This window comes from Pseudoduganella ginsengisoli (assembly GCF_009720865.1).
Lineage (GTDB): Bacteria > Pseudomonadota > Gammaproteobacteria > Burkholderiales > Burkholderiaceae_D > Rugamonas > Rugamonas ginsengisoli.
This window is the reverse complement of record NZ_WNLA01000006.1, coordinates 89,864-107,072: the sequence shown is the minus strand read 5'-3', so window position 1 is coordinate 107,072 and position 17,209 is coordinate 89,864. Positions and strand designations below refer to the sequence as shown.

Genomic DNA, 17,209 nt, shown 5'->3' with positions numbered 1-17,209 from the left:
AAAGGGAAACTTCAGCGGACAACGAATTGACTGGCGCCAGGGTCCGCGCGGCGCACAAAACGCACCACCGCATCGACGGTGACGGTATCGATGTTGCCCGCCATGCGCTGGTCAAACGGATGGTCATCAAAGGCCACGTTGGCGCGGAACATGCGGGCGCCCAGGCGGGGGAGGGCGGGGATGTGAACCGTGACAGGGGTAAAACCGGCGCCTTTCAGCCACGCTTGCGCTTCATCGCGGGTTTCCACCTGGCCCGGCGTGGCGCCTGCCGCGGCCAGGGTTTCCAGCACCCACTGGTTGGAATTCTGGTAGCGCGTGCTGTACGCATACGACAGCATGTTGTATTGCGCCTGGTGCAGGCGGCGCGGCGTGTGCGACGCCAGCACTTGCACCAGGCGCTGCTGCACGGCTTCCGATGGAATGACGATCTGCGCTTCATACAGGAACATATCGTCGAGGAAGAAATTGCCCAGCCCTTCGTTGTACAGGCTTGAGCTGGCCGTGCCGCAGCCATTCAATTCATGCACGACCAGCCAGCGGCCTTTGGGGTGGTCGCGCCATGCGAAGGCCATGTGCGAGTAGCGCAAGCCGTAGGCGGATAAATCCTGCCCGGCGCGGGCCACCAGCGCCACCTGCGCGCCGCTGGCGTCGAGCGCGTCGCGCGTGCGCAGCGCCAGGTCCATTGCCTGCACGGCATTGCGCGCTTCCAGCGGGCGGTTTTCACAGCTGGCGCCGGCCCGTGCCGTCGAAACAACGCCGGTCAATGCGCAGGCCAGCAGTACGCCGGCAATCAGCGGGCGGGCGCGCATTATGCGTCCACCCGGCTGTGGTGCAGCAGCGACTTGCCCAGTTCATTCGGGATGAAGGCCAGCATCTTGCCCGACATGACCAGTATGTGGCCGGTCGACGTGGCCGTGACGGTAACGGCTTTGCCGGCCGCATCGGACAATCCCTGCGCAGCAGCGCCGCTCAACTGCACGGACGCTTCCACGCCGGCCGATGCGCCTTTCAGCACCACCACCACGCCGTCGGCCACGGTTTCCACGGCGGAGACGACCACGTAGCCGGACGCGGCCACGGCAGACATCGAGCCCAGTACTACGATGCCGCCCGCCATCGACAGTTCTTCCGACGCGTTCGACAGCCGCGAATCGCCTTGGCCTTTGGCCTGGGCAGGGGCAGTAAAAATAGTAAAGCAGAGCAACGAAATTAAGACGGGCAAGCGTTTCATGGCATCGATCTCCGGTGGTGAAAGTGCCTGCATCATTGTCTTAACTTACATGGCTGGCAACGAATATGCTACCGGTTACACAGATGATATGATCAGTATCAAATTCCGATACCCGATGATGGAAAACTGGCACCATGTCCCACACCAGCCTCATGATTGATGCACTGAAACGGCAGTTAAAGGCGAAGGCCGTCACGTATGCCGAATTAGGCCGGCGCATTGGTTTGTCCGAGCCCAGCGTGAAGCGCATGTTTGCGCAGCGCAGTTTTACGCTGGAGCGGCTGGAACAGGTGCTGGACGTGGTCGGCATGGATTTCGCGGAACTGGCGCTGGCGGCCACCAACGCGCCGCAGCTGATTTCGCAGCTGACCTATGCGCAGGAAGAGGAAATCATCGGCGACACGAAATTGCTGGTGGTGGCCGTGGCGGCGCTGAACCAGATCCCCGTCGAGGAAATCGTGGCGGTGTACCGGATCAGCGAAGCGGAAACCGTGAAGTATTTATTGAGGCTGGACCGCATTGGTTTTTTGACCCTGCTGCCGAATAACCGGGTCAAGCTGCTGGTATCGCGGACATTCAGCTGGATACCGAATGGCCCGATCCAGACTTGGTTCCGGCAAGAGGCTTCCGGCGATTACCTCGATACGCGGTTTGCCGGCAGCCATGAATTGATGCGGCTGGTGAGCGTGATGCTGTCGCCCCGTTCCACCAAGGCGCTGCTGGAACGCTTGAAGCAGGTGGCCGATGAATTCTCGCAGCAGCACCAGGACGATGCGCGGCTGCCGTATGACCAGCGGCACTCGATCACGTTCCTGCTGGCCGCACGGCCATGGCTGCCGGAAGCATTCAAGGCACTGATGCGCTGATACGTTAAATGGTTGAAGCAGTGTATATTTCGACAATTCCCAATCAGACTAAGCAATTATGAGCAAACCAAGCCAGTTCGCATTGATGTCCCAGCGGCGCTTCGCCCCGTTTTTCTGGGTGCAGTTCTTTGGCGCGTTCAACGACAACCTGTTCAAGACTGCGCTGGTGGTGGCGCTGGGCTTTGACGCCGCCAGCTGGACCACGATGTCCGCGTCCACCATCACCAACCTGATCCCCGGCCTGTTCATCTTGCCGTACGTGGTGTTTTCCGCCACGGCAGGCCAGATTGCCGACAAGTTTGAAAAGGCCGGCCTGTCGCGCCTCGTCAAATGGCTGGAAGTGGCGATCATGGCGATGACGGGCCTGGGCTGGATGACGCACACCCTGTGGCTGCTGATCCTCGGCGTGGTTGGCATGGGCGTGCATTCGACCTTGTTCGGCCCCGTCAAATATGCGTACTTGCCGCAGCAGCTGAAGCCCGAAGAACTGATGGGCGGGAATGGCATGATTGAAATGGGGACGTTTGTCGGCATCCTGCTGGGCCAGGTGCTGGGCGCCATCCTCGTGGCCACCAAGGGCATTGGCCTGGAACTGGTGGCAGGTGGGACGTTGCTGACAGCCGTAGTCGGCCTGGTGGCCAGCTATCGCGTGCCCAATACGCCGGCGCCTGCGCCGAATTTGCAAATCAACTGGAATTTCCTCACGGAGTCCATCCGCAATATCCGCCATTCAGCGGGCAACCGCACCGTGTTCCTGTCGATGCTGGGCAATTCGTGGTTCTGGTTTTACGGCGCGCTGGTGCTGGCGCAATTCCCCGTGTATGCGAAAGATTACCTGCATGGCGACTCCAGCGTCTTCGTACTGTTGCTGACGATGTTTTCCGTTGGCGTGGGCACGGGTTCGCTGCTGTGCGAACGCTTGTCCGGCCACAAGGTGGAAATCGGCCTGGTGCCGTTTGGCGCCATCGGCATGACGGTATTTGGCGCCGACCTGTATTTCGCCAGCACCGGCTATGCCAATACGGCGGCCGTCGTGTGGGACACGTTCCTGCAGCAGGACAGCGCGCTGCGCATCCTGTTTGACGTGGTGATGATCGGCGTGTTCGGCGGCTTCTTCATCGTGCCGTTGTTTGCGCTGATCCAGACCCGCTGCGATCCCGAACATTTGTCGCGCACCATCGCGGGCATGAACATCCTCAATGCGCTGTTCATGGTGGCGGCCACCGGCATGGCGATTGTGTTGCTGGGGCAGGGCTTGACGATCCCTGAACTGTTCTTGGCCACGGCCATCTTGAATGCCGTGGTGGCGATGTACATCTTCTCGCTGGTGCCGGAATTCCTCATGCGCTTCCTGGCATGGCTGCTGATTCACACCTTCCACCGCGTGAAGACGGTCGATGCGGACCGGATTCCTGAAGCCGGCCCGGCAGTCCTCGTGTGCAACCACGTCAGCTATGTCGATGCGATCGTCATCGGCGCGGCCAGCCCGCGTCCGATCCGCTTCGTAATGGACCACCGTATCTTCAAGATGCCGTTGCTGGGCTGGATTTTCCGTACCGCGAAAGCTATCCCTATTGCCCCGGCCAAGGAAGATCCATGGCTGATGGAAAAAGCGTTTGTCGATATCGCGCAGGCGCTGCATGAAGGGGACCTGGTGTGCATCTTCCCTGAAGGGAAACTGACGTCCACCGGCGAGATCAATGAATTCAAAGGCGGCATTGCGAAGATCGTCGAACGCAGCAAAGTGCCGGTCATTCCGATGGCGCTGCGCGGCTTGTGGGGGCATTTGCTGAGCCGCAGCCAGGACAATGTGTTCGAGCGGGCGTTCCGTAAAGGCTGGCGTTCCAGCCTGGCGCTGGCCGTGGGCCATCCGGTCGAGCCGCACAACGTGACGCCGGAGTTATTGCATACGCAAGTGGCGCAGTTGCGCGGCGACTGGAAATAACGCTATGCAGTTGTGTTGGCCATCCGTTCGGCGGCCAGGCGCAGCAATTCATTGAAATCCACGGGCTTCGTCAAATGGCAGTCGAAGCCCGCATCCAGCGTGCGCCGCCGCGCCTCGTTCTGCCCCCATCCCGTCAGCGCCACCATCACCATCCGCTCCGCACCCGGATGCTGCCGTATCAGGCGCGCTGCTTCATAGCCATCCATGCCCGGCATGCCCAGGTCCATGATGACCAGATCCGGCGACCGGCGGTTGACCGCCGCCACGGCGGCATACCCGTCATACGCCATCTCCACCTGGTAATTTTCCATCTCAAACAGCGCCGCCAGCGATTCCGCCGCATCGCGGTTATCGTCCACCACCAGTACCCGGGGCCGGGGCCCGGCAGCATCGATGCGCTGCGGCGCGGACGTTGGCGCCAGCACGGACGGCTGCTCCGGCAGCGGCAGCCGGATGACAAATTCACTGCCCTGGCCCACGCCCGGGCTGGATGCTTCCACCGTGCCGCCATGCATTTGCGCGAACTGCCGCGCCAGCGACAGGCCAATGCCCAGCCCACTGGAAATTTGCCCGCTGACGGTGCGGCTCTGTTCAAACAGGTTGAAGATTTTCGGAATCGCATCCGGATCCAGGCCGATGCCTGTATCGCGGATCGCCACGCAGATTTGCGCGGGCCTGGCCCCGGCGGCTTCCTCCTTCCATGCCCGCACACCGACACGTCCGCCTTGCGGGGTGAACTTGATGGCGTTCGACAGGATGTTGGAATAAATTTGCACCACGCGTGAATAATCAACGTCCAGCACGATGGGTTCCGTCGGCAAGTCCTGGTCCAGGTGGATGCGCTTGGCGATGGCGGACTGCATGCACAGTTCTATCACGTGGCGCATGATTTCACTGAATTTGAACGGGCGCCGCTGCAGCTGGATTTTACCGCTGGTGATGCGCGCCACGTCCAGCAAATCATCGACCAGCCGTGTCAGGTGCACGACCTGCCGCTCCACCACTTCCTTGATGCGGGCGGCTGGTTCCGACTGGGGGAATAAATGCGTCAGCAACGTGGCCGACGTGCGGATCGGGGCCAGCGGGTTGCGCAATTCGTGCCCCAGGCTGGCGAGGAATTCATCCTTGCGCTGGCTGGCTTCACGCATCTGGTATTGCTTGTCGCGGCCTCGCAGCAGTGCATGCACGGCCGTGATCAGGGTCACGGTGCGGACCGGCCGTTCCATCAAGGTCAGGTTGCCCAGGTTGGCGACAGCGCGCCGCACCAGCAGCGAATCCCCCCCTTTTTGCGCCAGCAGCAAGATGGGCAAGTCCGACCAGTGGGGCTGGTTTTGCACATAATCGCTGAGCACGCGAAAGCCGCTGGCCGACAGCGCTTCTTCCACGGTGACGACGGCGCCGACTCCCAGCTGCAACTGCTCGCGCAAGTCTGCCACGGTACGGCAGATGGCGGACTCGATGTGCGCCGTGGCCAGCACTTTTTCCGTCAGCGCGGCATTCTGGCCGCCGGGCGCATAGATCAGGATGCGCTTTTCCATGGCCGTTCAGTTGCCCGGGTTGTTGCCGGCCACCTGCGTCGGCACGCCTGTCAGGATGCCGTGGAAGCCGCTCAGTACAGTGCCCACACGGGGGCCCTGCGCCGTGATACAGAACCGCCGCAGCTTGCGCTCATGGCTGCTGCCCCGTTTCTTGAAGATGGAAATCGCCTGCAATACTTCGCCTGCCGATTCAAAGTAGCGCAGCATGACGACGTTGTCGGCAATGTAGCTGGCATCGGCGGATGACGACATATTGGTGCCAATAAGGCCGGGCTGGATACCCACCACGATGGTGACGACGCCGCGCTGGCCCAGGTAGGTCAGCAATTCGTGCAGGTAGGTGGCCATGAAGCGCTCATCCGGCACGGCGTTCATGTAGCCGTTCAGGCTGTCGATAACAATGACGCGCGCGCCCTGGTCCGCCGCATCGACGACGGCTTGCGTGAACTGGCCCGGCGTCAGTTCTGCGGGATCGACTTGCTGTACGGTCAGCAAGCCTTCTGCGATGGCATTGTTCAAGCCCAGCTGCATGCCTTCGCAGCGGTTCAGCATATTGTTGCGCGACTCTTCAAACAGGAACATGGCGCAGCGTTCGCCCCGTTTGGCGGCAGCGGAAATGCATTGCGCCGCCATGGTGGACTTGCCGGAACCTGGCGGTCCCGCCACCAGCGTACTGGTGCCTTCTTCAATGCCGCCGCCCAGCATGGCGTCAAGCTCCGGCAACCCGGTCGACAATTGCTGGCGGATTTTTCGTACGCGGCTGTCCGACGCCACCAGGCGGGGGAACACGCGCAAGCCGCCGTGGACGATGCGGTAATCATGGGCGCCGCCGCGGAACGCAATGCCCCGGTATTTCACGATGCGCAAGTGGCGCCGCTCATTGCCATAGGCCTGGTCGGCCACGCTCAACGTGATGACACCATGCGCCACGCTGCGCACTTGCAAATCCGTGTTGAGGGCAGTGCGGTCGTCAAGGAAGATGGTCGTGCAGTTGCGGCTGACCAGATACTGTTTCAGTGCCAGCACCTGGCGCCGGTAACGCAGTGCGCTTTCCGCCAGCAACTGCAGCTCGGACAGCGAATCCAGCACAGCACGCGTGGGCTGGTATTTTTCAATGGCCGCCAGGATGCGCTGTGTCGTCGTACCCAGTTCAATTTCCGACGGGTGGAAAATCGAATATTGCTGGTCGGGGTCGAGTGCGTTCTGGTCTGTGATGATTTCTTCCACGTGGATGCCGCTCAGGTCCCAGCCATGGGAATGGGCCACTGCCGCCAGTTCCGCCGATGATTCCGCCAGCGTGATGTACAGCACGGATTCACCCAGGCGCACGCCTTCCGTGAGAAATTGCAGGGCCAGCGTGGTCTTGCCGGTGCCGGGCTCGCCTTCCACGAGGTAGAGCCGGTCACGGGTAAAACCGCCTGACAAAATCGTATCCAGTCCGGGCACGCCGGATGACAAAAAGCGCCCGGTGTCGCTGTTCTGTTCCATGGTTGTTTTGCTGGGAATTGTGTCTTTACGATAATACCGCAACTCAAAAAACCGCCATGTCCGATACAAATGTTCAGAAAAATGTACTTAAATATCATGAACTTGTAGCGCTTTCCTACATATATGTGGTTACAAAACCACCGGTTTGACGGGGCCTGTGATTCTTACAATATGTGCTTTCCGGACAACTGGGGATTGAACCAACATGACTTACCTGATCAAGAGCGCCTTAGCCGTTTCCCTTCTCGCATCGCTGGCCGCCTGTGGCGGCGACAACGTTTCCACGCCGCCCCAGGGCGGACCCGTGCTGAAAGCCGTGCAAGTCACGGCGGACTTCAACCAGGGCATCGACGGCTGGAAGGGCGATTCCAGCGACTATTCGGCTGCCGACGCGCCGGAAAACGTCGTGTTTGAACAGCGCGCACTGGGCGCGCCGCTGAGCGGCAAGGGTTATTACGTGGCAGGCACCAACCGCAGCGATGACTTGTTCCTGTACGTGAAAAAACAGTTTGGCGGGTTCGTGCCATCGGCCAGCTACAAAGTCATGTTCACCGTGAAGTTCGCCACGGATGTGCCGACCGGCTGCATGGGCGTGGGCGGTTCGCCGGGCGAATCGGTGTGGGTGTTTGGCGCCGCATCGGATATTGAACCGAAAAATGTCGTCAACAATGGCCGCACTGCGTTGAATATCGACCGCGGCAACCAGGGCGGCGGCGGCAAGGCAGGGCAAATGCTGGGCACCATCGGCAACAGCGTGACGGATTGCGGCAAGCCCGTGATGGAATCGAAGACCCTGAAGAGCAAGGAACCGCTGACCGTAAAGGCCGATGCGGAAGGCAAGCTGTGGCTGCTGGTGGGGATCGACTCCGGCTTCGAGGCAGCGTCGAAGCTGACGTTCCAGTCGGTCGTGCTGGATGCGGAACCTGTCAAATAAGTTTCTTCAGCGGGGACGTCCGTTCCCTTACCCGTGGCCAGTCCCGACCACGGTTTCACCCGCCCCGTCACAGGGCGGGTTTTTTTTACGTTGACGCCGGTTTCCATTCCAGCGATGCGTGCCCGCCATCGATCCCCATAAACAGGAAATCACAGCGCTGGCACAGCCGCTGGCACGGGTTGCCCAGTGTGACTTGCAGCCTCACGGGCAGTCCCAGCCGTGCGCCATGCGCCTGCAAGCCGCGCAACAAGCCTTTGCCGATCCCCTGGCCCCGGAATTCCGGCAGCAGGCTCAAATCGACGAGGCGCACTTCATGTTCGCTGAAGTGCACATACAGGCGGCCGATGGGCTGGTCGTGCCGGACGATAATCGTGATCTCGGCGCCCGGATAGCGGCGCTGCCAATATGTTTGCTGCGCAAGGAATTGTGCACGCACCAGCAGCGCTTCGGCGTCCGTGTCGCAGCCGCGCAGGCTGGAGGGCGGACGGGTGCTGGTATATAAGCGGTGCAGGAAAGGCTGGTCGGCAGCGGTGGCCTGGCGCAGCTCTATGGTCTGGATGCTTGCGGTCTTGGCGATCATCTGGGCAGCCTCCTCGCATGAAACTGTCTTGTTTTTATGGTATCGCAAAAACGTGCGGAAAACCGGCTAAAATTGACAAATCGTGCCGCCTTGTCCACAGTGCGGGGAGGAAAGGGCACTCAGGTATGAGTCACAACGAAAAAAGACATAGCGACGCTGAGCGGGCGCAGGTGCGCCGCCAGCAGGTGCTCGATGCGGCGGCCATCTGCTTTAAACGCAGTGGTTTTCATGGCGCCAGCATGTCTGAAATTTCGAAAGCTGCCGGCATGAGCGCCGGCCATATCTATAACTATTTCGACAGCAAGGATGCGATCATCGCTGCGTTTGTCGAACAAAATGTGGAGCGCGTGACGGCAATCCTGCGCGACCTGGAACAGCGCGCCGACCCGTTAATGGGGCTGGTCGATGACACGGAAAACAGTGTAACGGATCACGTGGAATCGGACCGCATTGCACTGCGCCTGGAAATCTGGGCCGAAGCGTCGCGCAATCCCGCCATTGCCGCCGTCGTGCGCGATGCCGACCTGCGCTCGCGCACGCATTTCCGCGCGGTGCTGAAAAACGCACGCGAGCTGCGCCAGCTCGATGCCAGCGATGCCACCGTGGACGGCTTGATGGAAGCCGTGATTGCCCTGTTCCATGGCTTGCACGTGCGCGCTATTCATAACCCTGACGCCGCCCGTCCGGCGATTGTCGCTTCGGTCCGCAATGCGTTGCGGGCCATGCTGTTTTCCTGACTTAGGATGAAATGATGAGTTCCAGTTATGTCTTCCCGGTGCGCCATGTGGTGGGTTTGCCTGTCGCTGGCAGCGAAGCGCAATTCCCCGTGCGCCGCGTGTATTGCGTCGGCCGCAATTACGCGGGCCATGCGCGTGAAATGGGCTCGGATCCGGACCGCGAGCCGCCATTCTTCTTTTGCAAACCGGGTGATGACGCCGCTATCGTGCCATCGAAACCGGGCGCCGTGACGGAGCTGCCATACCCGCCGCAAACCAGCAATTACCACTTCGAGTGCGAGCTGGTGGTGGCGATCGGCAAGGGCGGGCGCGATATCCCGGTGGAAGAAGCGCGCCAGCATATCTTTGGCTATGCAGTGGGCTTTGACATGACGCGCCGTGATTTGCAGGGGCAGATGAAAGATGCGGGCCGCCCGTGGGAAGTGGGCAAGGCGTTCGATTATTCCGCACCGATCGGCATGTTGCACCGTGCGGAAGACGTGCCGGGCATCGAGCAGGCATCGATTGCGTTGTCGGTGGATGGGCAGGTGCGCCAGTCCAGCAGCATTTCGCACTTGATCTGGTCGCTGTCGGAAACCATCGCGAATTTGTCGACGCTGTGGGAATTGCAGCCGGGCGATTTGATTTTCAGCGGTACGCCGGAAGGCGTGGGTGCGGTGCAGCGCGGACAGACGCTGGTTGGCGAAATCGCGGGCTTGACGCCGCTGCTGGTGAAGATCGTTTGATCAGCGCGGCGGGTGCAGCAGCGCATCGATGGCCTGCAAACCCGCCAGCGCACCCAATGCAATGCCGCAGTCGCGCGGATCTGCCACACTTGGTTCGCGCGGGTTGACGCGCACCATGCGTCCGCCGCAGTCATGCAAGACGCGCTGGCCGAAATGGCGCACGGAAGGAATCGCCGTGCCCGCGCCCAGTTCCACCACGACAGGCCGGCGCGCACTGGCCAGCCAGCGCAGCAGCCGTCCCTGCTGGGCTTCCGACCGTTTTTCCAGCCATTCCCAGTCGCCAAACATCAAGATATTCGGCCGCGCCAGTCCGCCGCAATGGGGGCAGCAGGGCGGTTCGTTCGTCAGCCTGCACGCATCGGCATCGACTTGCGGCATGAAGGCATCGGCAGTCCAGATCTCGCTGGTGCACGGTTCCATGCATTGCAGGTGGTGGATGGAGCCATGGCATTCCGCGATGGCTTGCGTGTCGAAGCCGGCAGCGTGGAATTGGCCATCGACATTGCTGGTGAAGACGCCCAGTCCATGGTCCATGTGGTTGCCCCATTTGCGTAGTATTTGAAATCCCGCGTGAGGAACCGTGGCGCGGTACAGCGCCAGGCGGTGGCCATAAAAGCCCCAGGCCAGCGCCGGGTCGGTGCGGAAAGTGCTTGGCGACGCGACGCTGGAAAATTCCATCCGCGCCTTGCCCAGCGCCGGATAGGCTTTCCAGAAGCCTTGGTTGCCGCGGAAGTCGGGCAACCCGGAATCAACCCCCATGCCGGCGCCGGCGGTGACGAGGAGGGCGTCAGCATCGCGGATCAGTTCGGCAGCATGTTCGATGGTGGCGGTGGTCATCGCGGTAGGGGCGGTAGAAATGTCTTAAGGATAGCGGGAAAGCGTGACGCCATGCACTCCATGCAAGTACGCAGCTTGCAGGCGTGCTGTGCTCGTTCGGGCGCGCGTTCAGGCAGCGGGCGGCTATATCCGGAAAATCGGTTTTTACTAAAATTTACTATCGCATGCTACCTCCTGCTCTCCTGCGCTAACCTGCTCTGCGCGTCATGCCGGCATAACGGTGGCGCTGATTGGGATTTTAGTATTCGATAGTAGGGAATCGTGCGGGTGAGTAGGCGATAGCAGCCGGTAGTAAACTGCCGATTTATGAGGAACCGGTCCCCGATGTCCTGCCGCCATGGCCGTTCTGGGCTCACCATGCGATGCCGCGGCAAGGCGAAAAATTTGCAGCAATCTTGCCGTTCCCATTACATTTTTTGGGACGCCTGCTATAATGCGCCAGTCGTCGGGGCGTAGCGCAGCCTGGTAGCGTACTTGCATGGGGTGCAAGGGGTCGGAAGTTCGAATCTTCTCGCCCCGACCAATAGAATCAAAGACTTAGCGAAGGCCGGAGAAATCCGGCCTTTTCTATTTCCGGTCCGTGCCTTACCGGTGCCTTAAATATTGTCGGAACCAGCCGGCGTTTCCGGGACATTCCCGGACAATTGGCCGTCTCAAGAGAAGATGGTTTGGCTGCTCAATTCACAGTCATTGCCCGCCGAGTCGCCGGGTTCAATCGATCCTGGCAGCATGGGCAGGGTTTCTACTTTGCCGGCAATCTGATCGGCAAAAAAATCATCAGTCTGCCCGCGTATTTTTAATTTATCTCATTAAAATCATTGGCTTATGAGTGGCGCTGGACGGCAATTCGATCGGCAAATATGTCTAGTGAAACTCACCAATTCGAGCTCACGTTTTTGCGGTTTCTCGTATCGTTGCGGAGATGGGTTATGTTCGGATACACGGAGGCAGGAGTTCTCCGCGAGTTGGCGCCCGTATAGGTGGGGCCCAAGCCCGCATCAGCAGGCTTGGGGTTATCGGCGGCAATGCGCGTTCGGGCGCATATCGCTGGCAGCCATCACCGATTATCAGGCGCGTAATGGGCTACTTTGGACATACATTCTTGTTGCCATTTTGAGATCGATTCCGCATCCCAGGCGACCGCCCGTGCCCCGATGGGAATCGGGGGCGGAAACGTTCCGGCCTTGACTGCATCGTAGATCGTCGTCCGTGAACATCCCGTGGCTGCGATCACTTGCGGCAGACGCATGAATTTTCGTGGTTCGTTCATCATTTGCTCCTTGACGCTAGATTTCAGATTGAGAACAGCCACAGGCGCGCGCTGCGCTCGGCCGCATTCGCGTTGCCTTGGTTGCGCGGCCGTTGTGGCGGGATATCTGCCGACTGTAAGAACCAGTCCTTGGCGACTCAGGTGGGCGCCCCGTCATCGTGCAGCGGGCCGAAATTGCCGGCCCGACGAGATCAGGGCGAATCAAAAAATGAAGAATTCGAAAACGATGGCTGTTGCGTGCAGCTATCGCACACAATGCTCATGGAATGGCGACTGTATCCGCCGAGTTCCTAATCTAAGGCTTGCCTACTTCTGCAGGGCCAGCTGCTGCCCTTGCAATGTAGGTGGCGCGACGACTGTTGTCAAACGTTGTGCACCGGATTTCCGTGGATGTTACTGGGCAAGTCGGATTGGGCGGGGAACGCTTTCGTTCGGCCTTGGCATTGACTATCTGATGAGTTTTTATATGACCTGCAGCCCATCGTCCTTGTCATCGCGGCAGCGACGGTTTCCGTATGTGAGAAGGTATGAAATTTTCTACAGTGTAATTTGATATGCTGTAGCAATAACGGCATTCGACCAGAAGAAGGCGATCATTGGCGGTGAATTATGAATCGTTCAAGCTATCGGGAGTCCTCTAGGCGTTGTAAGGGATGCCAAATTGTTACGCAGCCTGCACATCCGCAGTGACAATTGCCAGAATTCAAGAAATGAATATCGATACTATAAAATCAATGGCTGATCGCACTAATCGACATGAACGGGCGTTGAAAGCGATTCTGAAGCGAAATAAGAAGTGGGGTTGCCTGTATCCCGGTTGTAATAGAAAAAGCATATTCTCCCATGCTATATCGAAGTCCATTTCGCTCGCGGCCATCGCAGAGGAAGGACATCTGTCGACCATCAGGTCTCTCAGGAAGGAAGACGTCAAGATGCTGCAGTTCGGTAGCATCAGTGTCCACGATGCTACGGCCTTCAATGGCTTCTGCGAAGCACATGACGCAATGTTCTTAACTCTGGATACCAAGGAAATTTCTGACGCGAAGAGCCTGTTCTTGCAAGCCTACAGGTCGGTCATATCCGAATGTGCCAACGAATCCAGAATCGCAGCATTGAGGCACGAGAACTTCAAGCAAATGGACATTGCTAGCATGCTGGACATGCACGTCGAAGAGTATCCATGGCTGGAAGAAGAGCGATTCAAAGCCCTCTTCATAATCGAATACCTGAAAATGGTTGAAGCCGAAAAACGACGTGCGAGCGAGTTGATGCAACTGCCAGGGCAGCTTTTGGAGAAGCTGGTGCTCTTAGAGGAAGTGCCGTTGGACGATTTCAGCGTTGTTTCCACAGAACAGCTCAGTCACTATATTCCCTTCAGACGCCTGAACTTTAAGATTCCGGTGGCATTGAACTGCATTCTGTCCGTTGTGGCAGACAACACTCGGTTGGACTTCTATTTCGCCGTCATTCCATACAAACAGTCCACACTGGTCATGGGCATCGTTCCGAAGTTGAGCAAACAGTGGTTGTTGGACAGACTGATGCAAAGTTTTTCCTGTGATATTGCAGCACTCAACCTTGTAGAGTCCATAATGGTTTGCAGTAACGAGTGGTATATGACCCCGTCGGTACTCGCCGAGATGTCCAGTGAAAAGCGCGACGTCTTCCTCCATGATTCTACTTTCATTAACGAACAGCGTTTCTACGAAGACTACGACATGACTCTGTTTGACAGTTTGCGAAGGGCAATTTCGCAACAATACCCGGACTGCGAAGCGCAACTGAAATTGGACATGATCGACGTGATCCCCCAGCGGGAAAGCTACCAGGTACGTCACAAGAGAATGATTGACAAACTGCTCTCAGAGTCGGTCAAGTTGCGCGACGTTGATTGAGCGCAACACCATGCCCGCGGGTTGCTCTGAACCTGCCAACGTGAAAAAAGACCGCTTCTGTTCTTGGCTAAGGCTATTGCGCATGCCCTCATTGGGGCGGTAGCGGCCACTCAACGGATAGTATTCGCCAAGCCGAAATCATTACTCTAAAGGTTCTGGCGATGTTACTCGTGGTGCTTGCGCTGGCGTCTCCACATCGGTGGAAGCGCCGGCTGTAGCGGCCGCCGACGCCGTGCCAGCATTGGCCTGACGCTGCAGCGTGGCCCGGGCAATGCGCACGGCCTTTGCCGCGCCGCGCACCATGTTCTTGAGCTTGGATTTCTCGATGACCAATTGGCTGGGCGTGATCGCCTCGTCGATACAGAGCGTTTCCAGCATCGGCATGAGCTGGTCCACCTTTTCAATGAGCTCCAGCAGCCGACGGTCCAGCATCGAGAAGACCTTGGTCTCAAGTAGTAATGGCTCCACATCGTAGGTCGCCAAACTGGCGACGTTCTGGGCCACGCATTGCGCTTCCATGTCCGCCAGTGCCTGGTTAACGCGGACCAGCCGATTTTCCAGCATGTTGCGAATTTCCTGTTCGATGCGCCCGACTTCCTGCTCGGACACCTTCATATGGGCGAACACTGTGATGTAGTGGAAGTTAACCTGCGTGATTTCAAAGCAGCGCAGATAGAGGCGCTTGCCTTCCGGGCTGCATAGGGTGATGGACACCTTGCGGCTGGCTGACTCGATATGGTCGGACTTCGCAATGACCTTGCGCGCGAGAAGTCTGCGGTTGGTGGCGTCATGGTTCGCATTGAAAACGGCGGTGGCTTCGGTAGGCGAGTTCATGGTGCACCTATAAAACAAGGCTATCGCCAGAGCGTAATCCAGTCCGGCACCAAGCTATACCCGAAAAACCGATAAAAAGCAGGCTGTTTCCGGGCCACCCCGCGTATTGCAGTGGTTCGACGACGAAAATTAATTTATATCGTTTGCTTGGCCGGTGGTTACTCGACCGGGTAACAGCCGACACACCCGCGGTAGTAATAGCTTGGATTTTCTTTTCCACGGAGCGGATAGCTGCTTCGAGGTTGCGTGCACGAACCACCATCGTGTAATGGTAGTTCCGTCCCCAGTTGCCATACTTGGAAAAGCACAAATGGAATTCGGTCATCACAGCCTCCCCCATCCAGAGCCAACACATCGTCGCCACCCACATATGATCGCGCCCTTTGGGGATAGTGCAAGCCGTCGCAACGCGGTGTTGCCGGTACTTGCTGGAGGCTTTGCGCCGCGCCTCAGGTTTTTGGGAGGGCACGCAAATGCGGTGAACGGCACTTGAAATTGCCGCCGGCGCCGCCTACAGTGCCTGTAGCGGATTTTCTGTGCATGCCTGCCGGAGCGGCTGGGCTTCCGAAGTCTGTGATGCAAACGAGCAGTTTTTTCCGATGGTAGCTGGCAGCCCATCGAAAGCGGTTCACACCGCCGCAGCATAGCCAGCCTGTCAATTAGGGGTATCCAACCCCGTCACCCCCCATGGGACAACCTCCCATGCGGGCGATTGTCCCGTCCATTTTTTGCACGGAGGCAATCGTGGAAGAGTTTTTCCTGATCGATATTTCCGACTCCACCGTCCAGTCTGCGGAATCCGACGACTGGTCCGATGATGAGCCGATTGAGGAGTTCACCGAGGAAGAAGTGGTGCGCCTGCATTGGTGGCTGCTTCAAAAGGTGCGGCTGCTGAGTATCGCCAGCACCCCGCTGGCGGAAAAGTTCGAGATCGTGCGCTGGGTCTTCACTGACCGCCAGCGCGATCTGCAGCCTTTCTCGTTCGTGAGTTGCATGCGCGTGGTTGCCTGCAGCCCGTTGTCCGGATTGCCCTTCATTGGGCGTTGCGATGCCGAAGAGGTACGCGACTGGATCGGCACGCATTTGCGGCGCTGGTTCGAGGCATCACTGGCGGCGTATCCGGAATGGGTACGGCGTACCGTATTCGCCAATCCTGGTTGGGTCGCGGATCGGCTGGCGGCCAATCCGCAATGGATCAACGAACAGATGCGCCGCGTCGAGGAGCGTGGCGATCTCTTCTCCCAGGCATGAGCCGTCCAACCTTTCGGAGGCGATATGACACCGGAACAAGAGGAGTTCGACCAGCGATTCCAGGCCGTGCGCGCCAGCGCGTATGGACGATGGACACCGTTGCTGCTCGCACTGGGCGTCGACGAGAAAGTACTGAACCGGCGTAACCAGCCATGCCCCATTGCGGCCTGTGGCGGGACGGACCGATTCCAGTACACCGACAAGTTTGGTGACGGCAACTATGTATGCCGCGCTTGTGGCGCCGGCGGCGGCTTCAAGCTGCTGATGGGCTACTTTGGTTGGAATGCCGGTACCGCGCTGCACCGGGTCGAGATGGCACTGGGCCTGCTGCCGGCGTCGCCGCGCGTTCCCGGCAAGGTGCAGGATGCCCGCAAGCTGATTTACCGCATCCTGTCCGAAACCCGGCCGATTACGCAGGGCGACGAAGTGGACCGTTATCTGCGCTTTCGTGGCCTTGGCATGGATGGCTATCCGGCCACCTTACGCTTCCACCCAGCGCTCGGGTACTACGAACCCGACCCGGGCACTGGCAAGTCAAAACTGGTGCGCAAGTACGCGGCGCTGGTGGCGGTGGTCCAGGACCAGGGCGGGCAGGTGGTGTCGTTGCATCGCACCTATTTGCAGGACGGCCGCAAGGCGCTGGGCGCGGAGTCGAAGAAGCTGCTATGCGGCGGCGTGAACGGCGCGGCCATCCGGTTGGGCGAACCTGCCGGTGAACTGTCGGTTTGCGAAGGTGTCGAGACAGCTCTGGCGATCTTCAAGCGCACCGGCCAGCCCGTTTGGGCAGGCATCTGCGCCGGCAACCTGGAGCGTATATGGGTGCCGGACGCGGTGACGCGACTGCGGATCTACGGCGACAACGACGCCGACGCGATGTACGACGGCCAGGCTGCCGCATATGGCCTGGCGCGGCGGTACATGAAATGTTGCCGTCACGGGGAGAACCGGCAGGCTGAAGTGTTCATTCCCCGGATTGCCGGCGCGGACTGGGCCAATGTGTTCGAACGCCATGCCGCCCAGGAGGAATTGGCAGCGTGAGTTGCCAAGTGCAGCGGTAGCAGTTAGGCGCAAGCCTTGA

17 protein-coding genes and 1 tRNA gene are annotated in these 17,209 nt (G+C 59.3%); 9 read left to right on the top strand and 9 right to left on the bottom strand.

The window, feature by feature from the left end:
• Positions 1-11 precede the first annotated feature (11 nt).
• Both GM668_RS11810 and GM668_RS11805 read right to left on the bottom strand, forming a co-directional pair.
• On the bottom strand, positions 12-809 hold the full coding sequence (locus GM668_RS11810; protein WP_155439159.1) for a DUF2145 domain-containing protein: 798 nt from the start codon (positions 807-809) through the stop codon (positions 12-14).
• Complete coding sequence (locus tag GM668_RS11805) at positions 809-1,231, bottom strand: hypothetical protein (protein ID WP_155439158.1); 423 nt, start codon at positions 1,229-1,231, stop codon at positions 809-811. Before GM668_RS11805 ends, GM668_RS11810 begins: the two co-directional genes overlap by 1 nt.
• A 134-nt stretch (positions 1,232-1,365) precedes the next feature.
• Between GM668_RS11805 and GM668_RS11800 the strand changes: the two genes are divergently transcribed.
• Positions 1,366-2,097: a helix-turn-helix domain-containing protein gene (locus tag GM668_RS11800; protein ID WP_155439157.1), complete on the top strand. Its 732-nt coding sequence runs from the start codon at positions 1,366-1,368 to the stop codon at positions 2,095-2,097.
• Positions 2,098-2,155: 58 nt separating this feature from the next.
• A complete protein-coding gene (locus tag GM668_RS11795; RefSeq protein WP_155439156.1) occupies positions 2,156-4,042 on the top strand; it encodes an MFS transporter in 1,887 nt (628 codons plus the stop codon).
• Positions 4,043-4,044: 2 nt separating this feature from the next.
• On the opposite strand, the gene GM668_RS11790 is transcribed toward GM668_RS11795, so the two are convergent.
• Positions 4,045-5,580, bottom strand: coding sequence for a hybrid sensor histidine kinase/response regulator (locus tag GM668_RS11790; protein WP_155439155.1), 1,536 nt, complete (start codon positions 5,578-5,580; stop codon positions 4,045-4,047).
• Positions 5,581-5,586: 6 nt separating this feature from the next.
• Entirely contained in the window at positions 5,587-7,068 is a 1,482-nt protein-coding gene (locus GM668_RS11785) for an ATPase domain-containing protein (protein ID WP_155439154.1), read from the bottom strand.
• A 205-nt stretch (positions 7,069-7,273) separates the two neighbouring features.
• Between GM668_RS11785 and GM668_RS11780 the strand changes: the two genes are divergently transcribed.
• Complete coding sequence (locus GM668_RS11780; RefSeq protein WP_155439153.1) at positions 7,274-8,002, top strand: hypothetical protein; 729 nt, start codon at positions 7,274-7,276, stop codon at positions 8,000-8,002.
• A gap of 85 nt (positions 8,003-8,087) precedes the next feature.
• Here GM668_RS11780 and GM668_RS11775 read toward each other — a convergent pair whose 3' ends face one another.
• Positions 8,088-8,582, bottom strand: coding sequence for a GNAT family N-acetyltransferase (locus GM668_RS11775; RefSeq protein WP_155439152.1), 495 nt, complete (start codon positions 8,580-8,582; stop codon positions 8,088-8,090).
• A gap of 125 nt (positions 8,583-8,707) precedes the next feature.
• Between GM668_RS11775 and GM668_RS11770 the strand changes: the two genes are divergently transcribed.
• Both GM668_RS11770 and GM668_RS11765 read left to right on the top strand, forming a co-directional pair.
• Positions 8,708-9,319, top strand: a complete 612-nt coding sequence (locus GM668_RS11770) for a TetR/AcrR family transcriptional regulator (RefSeq protein WP_155439151.1) — start codon at positions 8,708-8,710, stop codon at positions 9,317-9,319.
• Between the two features lie 11 nt (positions 9,320-9,330).
• Positions 9,331-10,044, top strand: coding sequence for a fumarylacetoacetate hydrolase family protein (locus tag GM668_RS11765; RefSeq protein ID WP_371868686.1), 714 nt, complete (start codon positions 9,331-9,333; stop codon positions 10,042-10,044).
• Here the strand turns inward: GM668_RS11765 and GM668_RS11760 are convergent, their stop codons facing one another.
• Positions 10,045-10,881, bottom strand: coding sequence for an SIR2 family NAD-dependent protein deacylase (locus GM668_RS11760; RefSeq protein ID WP_155439150.1), 837 nt, complete (start codon positions 10,879-10,881; stop codon positions 10,045-10,047).
• A 446-nt stretch (positions 10,882-11,327) separates the two neighbouring features.
• Between GM668_RS11760 and GM668_RS11755 the strand changes: the two genes are divergently transcribed.
• Positions 11,328-11,404: transfer RNA gene (locus GM668_RS11755), tRNA-Pro, on the top strand.
• A gap of 534 nt (positions 11,405-11,938) precedes the next feature.
• Here the strand turns inward: GM668_RS11755 and GM668_RS11750 are convergent.
• Complete coding sequence (locus GM668_RS11750; RefSeq protein WP_229499244.1) at positions 11,939-12,130, bottom strand: helix-turn-helix transcriptional regulator; 192 nt, start codon at positions 12,128-12,130, stop codon at positions 11,939-11,941.
• Between the two features lie 731 nt (positions 12,131-12,861).
• Here GM668_RS11750 and GM668_RS11745 point away from each other — a divergent pair.
• Positions 12,862-14,046 (top strand): hypothetical protein, encoded by a 1,185-nt coding sequence (locus tag GM668_RS11745; protein WP_155439149.1) that lies wholly within the window; start codon positions 12,862-12,864, stop codon positions 14,044-14,046.
• A gap of 141 nt (positions 14,047-14,187) precedes the next feature.
• Here GM668_RS11745 and GM668_RS11740 read toward each other — a convergent pair whose 3' ends face one another.
• Positions 14,188-14,880 carry a hypothetical protein gene (locus tag GM668_RS11740; protein WP_155439148.1) on the bottom strand — a complete coding sequence of 231 codons (693 nt, stop codon included), beginning with the start codon at positions 14,878-14,880 and terminating at the stop codon, positions 14,188-14,190.
• A gap of 7 nt (positions 14,881-14,887) precedes the next feature.
• Positions 14,888-15,205, bottom strand: coding sequence for a hypothetical protein (locus GM668_RS11735; protein ID WP_155439147.1), 318 nt, complete (start codon positions 15,203-15,205; stop codon positions 14,888-14,890).
• Between the two features lie 419 nt (positions 15,206-15,624).
• Here GM668_RS11735 and GM668_RS11730 point away from each other — a divergent pair, with 419 nt between their 5' ends.
• Entirely contained in the window at positions 15,625-16,131 is a 507-nt protein-coding gene (locus GM668_RS11730) for a hypothetical protein (protein WP_155439146.1), read from the top strand.
• 24 nt (positions 16,132-16,155) lie between these two features.
• Positions 16,156-17,169 carry a DUF7146 domain-containing protein gene (locus GM668_RS11725; RefSeq protein WP_155439145.1) on the top strand — a complete coding sequence of 338 codons (1,014 nt, stop codon included), beginning with the start codon at positions 16,156-16,158 and terminating at the stop codon, positions 17,167-17,169.
• The last annotated feature ends 40 nt before the right edge of the window (positions 17,170-17,209 follow it).

Bases quoted from the DNA above. Each gene is read 5' to 3' on its own strand.
- GM668_RS11810 (WP_155439159.1), bottom strand. From the start codon at position 809: ATGCGCGCCCGCCCGCTGATTGCCGGCGTACTGCTGGCCTGCGCATTG.
- GM668_RS11805 (WP_155439158.1), bottom strand. From the start codon at position 1,231: ATGAAACGCTTGCCCGTCTTAATTTCGTTGCTCTGCTTTACTATTTTT.
- GM668_RS11800 (WP_155439157.1), top strand. From the start codon at position 1,366: ATGTCCCACACCAGCCTCATGATTGATGCACTGAAACGGCAGTTAAAG.
- GM668_RS11795 (WP_155439156.1), top strand. From the start codon at position 2,156: ATGAGCAAACCAAGCCAGTTCGCATTGATGTCCCAGCGGCGCTTCGCC.
- GM668_RS11790 (WP_155439155.1), bottom strand. From the start codon at position 5,580: ATGGAAAAGCGCATCCTGATCTATGCGCCCGGCGGCCAGAATGCCGCG.
- GM668_RS11785 (WP_155439154.1), bottom strand. From the start codon at position 7,068: ATGGAACAGAACAGCGACACCGGGCGCTTTTTGTCATCCGGCGTGCCC.
- GM668_RS11780 (WP_155439153.1), top strand. From the start codon at position 7,274: ATGACTTACCTGATCAAGAGCGCCTTAGCCGTTTCCCTTCTCGCATCG.
- GM668_RS11775 (WP_155439152.1), bottom strand. From the start codon at position 8,582: ATGATCGCCAAGACCGCAAGCATCCAGACCATAGAGCTGCGCCAGGCC.
- GM668_RS11770 (WP_155439151.1), top strand. From the start codon at position 8,708: ATGAGTCACAACGAAAAAAGACATAGCGACGCTGAGCGGGCGCAGGTG.
- GM668_RS11765 (WP_371868686.1), top strand. From the start codon at position 9,331: ATGATGAGTTCCAGTTATGTCTTCCCGGTGCGCCATGTGGTGGGTTTG.
- GM668_RS11760 (WP_155439150.1), bottom strand. From the start codon at position 10,881: ATGACCACCGCCACCATCGAACATGCTGCCGAACTGATCCGCGATGCT.
- GM668_RS11750 (WP_229499244.1), bottom strand. From the start codon at position 12,130: ATGCGTCTGCCGCAAGTGATCGCAGCCACGGGATGTTCACGGACGACG.
- GM668_RS11745 (WP_155439149.1), top strand. From the start codon at position 12,862: ATGAATATCGATACTATAAAATCAATGGCTGATCGCACTAATCGACAT.
- GM668_RS11740 (WP_155439148.1), bottom strand. From the start codon at position 14,880: ATGAACTCGCCTACCGAAGCCACCGCCGTTTTCAATGCGAACCATGAC.
- GM668_RS11735 (WP_155439147.1), bottom strand. From the start codon at position 15,205: ATGACCGAATTCCATTTGTGCTTTTCCAAGTATGGCAACTGGGGACGG.
- GM668_RS11725 (WP_155439145.1), top strand. From the start codon at position 16,156: ATGACACCGGAACAAGAGGAGTTCGACCAGCGATTCCAGGCCGTGCGC.